The sequence below is a fragment of the Micromonospora sp. genome, assembly GCF_048594385.1.
Taxonomy (GTDB): Bacteria; Actinomycetota; Actinomycetes; order Mycobacteriales; family Micromonosporaceae; genus Micromonospora; species Micromonospora wenchangensis.
This window is the reverse complement of the sequence record NZ_JBMDWU010000219.1, coordinates 1-5,435: the sequence shown is the minus strand read 5'-3', so window position 1 is coordinate 5,435 and position 5,435 is coordinate 1. Positions and strand designations below refer to the sequence as shown.

Here is a 5,435-nt window from a genome sequence, read left to right as displayed (position 1 = left end):
CGACGGGGGTCAGGCAGGGGCGCGGAGGTAGCGGTGGACGGTGGGGGCCAGCCAGGTGACCAGGTCGGCCGGCGGGGTGTCGACCACCGGGGGTAGGCGTAGCACGTACCGGGTCAGCGCCAGGCCGAGCATCTGGCTGGCGACCAGCCCGGCCCGCCGGGGCGCCTGCGCCGGATCGGGTACGACGGCGGCCACCGCCGCGCCGAGCTGGTCGGTGAAGACCGCCCGCATCCGGTCGGCCGCACCCTGGTTGGTGGCGGCGGTACGCAGCAGTGCGACCAGCGTCCCGTCGCCCTCCCAGCGGTCGAGGAAGTGCCGGACCAGCACCTCACCGAGCTGGTCGGTGGGCTGGTCGGTGAGGTCCGGCAGCCGCAGGTCGAACTCGGCGGCCGCCGCGAACAACCCTTCCTTGCTGCCGTAGTAGCGCATCACCATGGACGGGTCGATCCTGGCGTCGGCGGCGATGGCCCGGATGGTGGCGCGCTCGTATCCGTCGGCGGCGAACCGCTGCCGGGCTGCGGTCAGGATCGCGGCCCGGGTGGCGTCCGATCGGCGGGCGGTCATGTCCCCGACTCTATGCCAACAGGCGTTGACCTCCGCTGTCCATCCGGCCTACCGTTGCCAACAAGTGTTGGCAAACGTGTGTTGGCAACGGAGGTGGGAGATGCTGCCCGCGCAGACCGACGTCCTGGTGGTGGGAGCCGGCCCGACCGGACTGACCGTGGCGGCCACCCTCGCCCGACAGGGCGTCGAGGTGACAGTGGTCGACCGGGCGTCCGCGCCGCCGGTCACCTCCCGGGCCGCCGTCGTGCACGCGTACACGCTGGAGGTGCTGGACCGGATCGGCGTCACCGCGCCGCTGGTGGCCCGGGGACTGCGGGCGTCGCGCTTCACCGTGCGGGACCGCGACCGGGTGCTGCTCACCCTCGGCTTCGGGGACCTGCCGTCGACGTACCCGTACGCGCTGCTGGTCTCCCAGTCGGTGACCGAGGCGGTGCTCACCGAACGGCTGGCCGCCCTCGGCGGGCAGGTGCACCGGCCGTACCAGCTCACCGGCCTGGACCACGACGGCGACGGGACGGTCGCCGGCTTCGCCGACGGGACGAGCGTGCGGGCCCGCTGGGTGGTCGGCGCGGACGGCATGCACAGCACCGTCCGTGACCTGGCCGGCATCGGCTTCCGTGGGCCGGCCGACGGGGGCGAGTCGTTCCTGCTCGCCGACGTCCGGGTGAGCAGCGTGCTCCCCCGCGACGAGGTCGCGCTCTTCCTCGCCCGACCGGGTCCGCTCGTGTGGGCACCCCTGCCGGACGGCGTGGTCCGGCTGGTCGCCGCCGTCGCCGACGCGCCCCGCGATCCGGACGCCGCCCGGCTCCAGACGCTGCTCGACGAGCGTGGCCCGACCCGGCGGCCGGACCGGGTGACCGACGTACTCTGGAGTTCCCGGTTCCGCGTCCACCACCGGATCGCCGACCGCTACCGACGTGGCCGGGTACTGCTCGCCGGGGACGCCGCGCACGTGCACAGCCCGGCCGGTGGACAGGGGATGAACCTCGGCATCTGCGACGCGGTGGCCCTCGGTGCCGCCCTCGGCGACGTCCTCGCCGGCCACCCCGACACCCTGCTGGACGACTACGCCGCCAGCCGTCGGCCGCTCGCCGAAGAGGTCGTCGGCTTCGCCGCGAGGCTGACCCGGCTGGCCACCCTGCCGCCCGCCGGCCGGCCGCTGCGGGACCTGGCGTTGCGCGCGGTGTCGGGGATGCCACCGGTACGCCGCCGGATCGCGCTGCGGCTCGCCGGCCTCCAACAGCGCGCGACGACCCTCCACCGGGGGGGACGAGCGGCAAGCCGGTCGGCGGTAGTTCGGCGGTAGGCCCGACACGCGGTCGTCGGGCAGGGGAACCTGCTAGGGGAGCCCCGGTTATCTGGTGAGGAGAGGGCGTGCACCGACCGCGAGCCCGGCTGACGGCGCTGTTCGCCCTGGCCGCCCTGCCCCCGGCGATCGAGGCGTTGCTACTGGTACGCCTCGGGTTCGTCGCCGCCGAGGGGTTGTCCTCCCAGGTCACCGCCGTCTGGCCGTACGACACCTACCACGACCTGCGCTGGCTGTACGTCTACCACGACTCGTGGCCCGACTTCCTGGTCGGCCTGCTGCTGGTGATCGGGTTCCGGGCGCTGCTCACCACCGGGCTGGTCACGCTCGCCTGGCCCGCCGGGGTGGACCGGCCCGGTCTGCGCTGGCTGCTCGGCCGCAACCTCGGCCTGTCCGTCGTGGTCGTCGTGCTGGTCGCACCGTGGGCGTTGATCTCGGTGGCCGCCTCGGTGGTCGCGCTCTCCTGGGTGCTGCTCGCCTCGCTGCTGCCGATGTTCCTGCTCGCGCCGTTCCTGCAACGCGCCGCCGTGGTCGGGCCGTGGTGGCGTGGACTGCCGTCGATCTCCCTGGTCGGCTGGTCGCTGCTGAACTTCGTGGTGATCACCGTGGCGAGCGCGCTGTGCTGGAGCGTTCCCGGCTGGTGGACGGTGCCCGTCGCGCTGTTCGCCGGGGCGGCCAACGGGCTGCTCTGGGAACGCACCGTGCACGTCGCCGTGCTGGCCCCCCGGGTGCGCTGGGCGCGGGTGCCGGTCGCCCCGATCGCCGTCGCGCTGGCGCTCGTCGTGCCGCTGACGATCCCCGTGCTGGTGCAGGTCGCCCCGGCCGGGGTGACCATCGAGCAGGTGGTGCTGGGGCAGCGGCTACCCGCCGACGTCCGGCACGCGGTGATCGTCCTCGCCGGTCACGGGTCCGCCTACGACGGCACCCCGCCCGTCGACGCGAACGTGGAACGGTTCTCCTACCGGGGGCTGGACGGGGACGGCCGGCCGCTGCCGTACCGGTCGTCGGACACCAACCGGTCGCTGGAGAGCGGGGCCGCCCTGCTCCAGACGCAGGTGGACCGCCTGCACCGGCGTACCGGCCGGCCGGTGGCGCTGATCGGGGAGAGCGAGGGGGCGATGCTCGCCCGCACCTACCTCGCGCAGCGCCCGCACCCGGCGGTGGACACCCTGGTCATGTTCAGCCCGTTGATCAACGCGGGGCGGGCGTACTACCCGCCGGCCGGGGCGTCCCATGGCTGGGGGGTGGCCACTGGCTGGCAGCTACGGGCCCTGCTCGGCACGATCGGACTGTTCGGGGTCACCGACGCCGGGCCGGACGAGCCGTTCATCCGCTCCCTGCTGGACAACGCGCCCTTCTACCGCAACCAGTTGATGTGCCCGGTGCCGGGCGTGCGGATGGTGGCCTTCCTGCCGACCACCACGGCGACCGAGGCACCGCCGGGCGAGTACACCGGCATCCCCGTGTTCCAGATGCCCGGGGTGCACGGCGGGTTGCTGGGCCGCTCACTGGTCCAGGACCGGCTGATCCACTTCCTCGCCGGGGTGCCGGAGAGCCGGATGCGGCGGGAGTATCCGCTGCTCCAGCAGCTCGGTGCGGGCTGGCAGGCACCACCCCTCGCGATCCGGGTCAACCCGGCCTGGAACGACGTCCGCCAGCCGGACCCGTCCTTCACCGGGAAGGTCTGCCAGCCGTCCTGACCCGCGCTTCGTCGCGGTCGCCGCGCCGCTGCCGGACGACCAGCCGGACGGCGGCGAGGGTCAGCCCCACCACGATCAACGCCTCGATCGGGTGGTACGGCGCGAACAGCAGGTGCACGACGACGACCACCGCCCCGACCACCATGGCGGCGGTCACCCAGCGGCGGCGGGCGAACGCGACGACCAGGCCGCTCGCCACCAGCAGCACCCCGCTCGCCACGTGCAGCCAGGCCCAGTCGGTGAGGTCGTAGAAGACCAGCCCGTCGGCGTGCAGCGAGACGTAGACGTCGCCGCTGTCGACGTCGCCGATCCCGGACAGCACGTCGAAGATGCCCGCGCCGACCAGCAGGCCACCGGCGAGCAGCAGCGACCGGTCCGGCCGTCGTGCCGTCATCCCACCCTCCCTCCCCTCCCAGGCTAGGGCCGGCGGGGCACGCCGTCCGGCGATCACCGGCGGCGCCCGGCGGCCACCGCCGGCACCCGGGCCGGCACCCCGCCCGGCGGCCGCTGTCCGCCTGGTGAACCCGCGGGTAACCGAGGGGCCCCGGTGTCCGGGTCGAGGTCTACGCTTGCCAGGTGACTGTGGGGCAGCAGGCTAGGGGCAGCGCAGGCAGCGCGGGCCGGCGCCGGTCGAGGCGCGACGAGATCCTGGAGATCGCGGTCGGGCTCTTCGCCGCCCGTGGCTACCACGGGGTTTCCATGGACGACATCGGTGCGGCCGCCGGGGTGACCGGCCCCGCCCTCTACCACCACTTCGCCGGCAAGGAGGCGATGCTGGCCGCCGCGCTGATCCCGGTCAGCGAGGGGCTGCTCGACGGTGGCCGGGACCGGGCGGCGAGCCGTCCGGGCGACCCGCGTGGCGCGCTGGAGTCCCTGATCGACTTCCACGTCGACTTCGCGCTGGCGAACCCGGCCGTGATCGCCCTGCACCTGCACGAGCTGGACCGCCTCCCGGACGAGCCGCGCCGCCGCATCCGCAAGCTCCAGCGGCTGTACGTCGAGGAGTGGGTGACCGTGCTGACCGCGCTGCACCCGGGGCTGCCCGACGGAGAGGCGCGGGTGCTGGCGCACGCCGCGTTCGGCCTGATGAACTCGACCCCGTTCCTCGGTGGCGAGGTCGACAGGCGGCGTCGGGCGGCGCTGCTGCGGGCCGCCGCGCTGGCCGCCCTGCTCGCCGAGACCGACTCCTGACCCTCCCGCCCGACTCGTGGCCGACGGCCCGACCGTGGTTTCCTGGCATCCGTCCGCACCCCTGGACGTTGAGCAACCGTCCCCACCCTGGACGCTGGAGGAAACATGATCGAGTCGCTGTTGGTCGCCAACCGGGGCGAGATTGCCCGCCGGATCATCCGTACCGCGAAGCGGCTCGGCATCCGTGCGATCGCGGTGCACTCGGAGGCCGACGCCGACCTGCCGTTCGTGGTCGAGGCCGACGAGGCGGTGTGCGTGGGACCGGCGAACCCGGCCCTGAGTTACCGCAACGTGGAGGCGATCCTGGCCGCCGCCGAGTCCACCGGCGCGCAGGCGATCCACCCCGGCTACGGCTTCCTGTCGGAGAACGCCGACTTCGCCCGTACGGTGCAGGCCCGTGGGTTGGTCTGGGTCGGGCCCGGCGCGGACGCGATCACCGCGATGGGCGACAAGATCAACGCGCGGAACCTGATGGCGGCGGCCGGGGTGCCGGTCGCGCCCGGCACCACCGAACCGGCCACCGACCTCGACGCGGCGGTCGCCGCCGCCACGGAGATCGGCTACCCGGTGATGGTCAAGGCCGCCGCCGGTGGCGGCGGGATGGGCATGGCGGTGGCCGCCGACGAGGCCGCGCTGCGCACCGAGTACGACAAGGTCCGCGCGTTCGCCGAGCG

General features: G+C 74.1%; 6 protein-coding genes. 4 read left to right on the top strand and 2 right to left on the bottom strand.

Annotated features, from left to right (window positions below):
- Nucleotides 1-9 precede the first annotated feature (9 nt).
- Nucleotides 10-564 (bottom strand): TetR family transcriptional regulator, encoded by a 555-nt coding sequence (locus ACOJTC_RS11815; protein WP_420116881.1) that lies wholly within the window; start codon nt 562-564, stop codon nt 10-12.
- Nucleotides 565-664: 100 nt separating this feature from the next.
- Here ACOJTC_RS11815 and ACOJTC_RS11810 point away from each other — a divergent pair, with 100 nt between their 5' ends.
- Together ACOJTC_RS11810 and ACOJTC_RS11805 are read left to right on the top strand one after the other, a co-directional pair.
- Nucleotides 665-1,870 carry an FAD-dependent oxidoreductase gene (locus ACOJTC_RS11810; protein ID WP_420116880.1) on the top strand — a complete coding sequence of 402 codons (1,206 nt, stop codon included), beginning with the start codon at nt 665-667 and terminating at the stop codon, nt 1,868-1,870.
- A gap of 68 nt (nt 1,871-1,938) precedes the next feature.
- On the top strand, nt 1,939-3,570 hold the full coding sequence (locus ACOJTC_RS11805; protein ID WP_420116879.1) for an esterase/lipase family protein: 1,632 nt from the start codon (nt 1,939-1,941) through the stop codon (nt 3,568-3,570).
- On the opposite strand, the gene ACOJTC_RS11800 is transcribed toward ACOJTC_RS11805, so the two are convergent.
- Nucleotides 3,542-3,964: a DUF7144 family membrane protein gene (locus ACOJTC_RS11800; RefSeq protein WP_420116878.1), complete on the bottom strand. Its 423-nt coding sequence runs from the start codon at nt 3,962-3,964 to the stop codon at nt 3,542-3,544. The two genes, ACOJTC_RS11805 and ACOJTC_RS11800, sit on opposite strands and share 29 nt — an antisense overlap.
- Nucleotides 3,965-4,146: 182 nt before the next feature.
- On the opposite strand from ACOJTC_RS11800, the gene ACOJTC_RS11795 reads away from it, so the two are divergent.
- Entirely contained in the window at nt 4,147-4,761 is a 615-nt protein-coding gene (locus ACOJTC_RS11795; protein ID WP_145917209.1) for a TetR/AcrR family transcriptional regulator, read from the top strand.
- Nucleotides 4,762-4,866: 105 nt separating this feature from the next.
- A partial coding sequence (locus tag ACOJTC_RS11790) for a biotin carboxylase N-terminal domain-containing protein (protein ID WP_420116877.1) occupies nt 4,867-5,435 on the top strand: 569 nt, incomplete at its 3' end.

Coding starts and splice junctions, on each gene's coding strand:
- ACOJTC_RS11815 (WP_420116881.1), bottom strand. CDS start 564: ATGACCGCCCGCCGATCGGACGCCACCCGGGCCGCGATCCTGACCGCA.
- ACOJTC_RS11810 (WP_420116880.1), top strand. CDS start 665: ATGCTGCCCGCGCAGACCGACGTCCTGGTGGTGGGAGCCGGCCCGACC.
- ACOJTC_RS11800 (WP_420116878.1), bottom strand. CDS start 3,964: ATGACGGCACGACGGCCGGACCGGTCGCTGCTGCTCGCCGGTGGCCTG.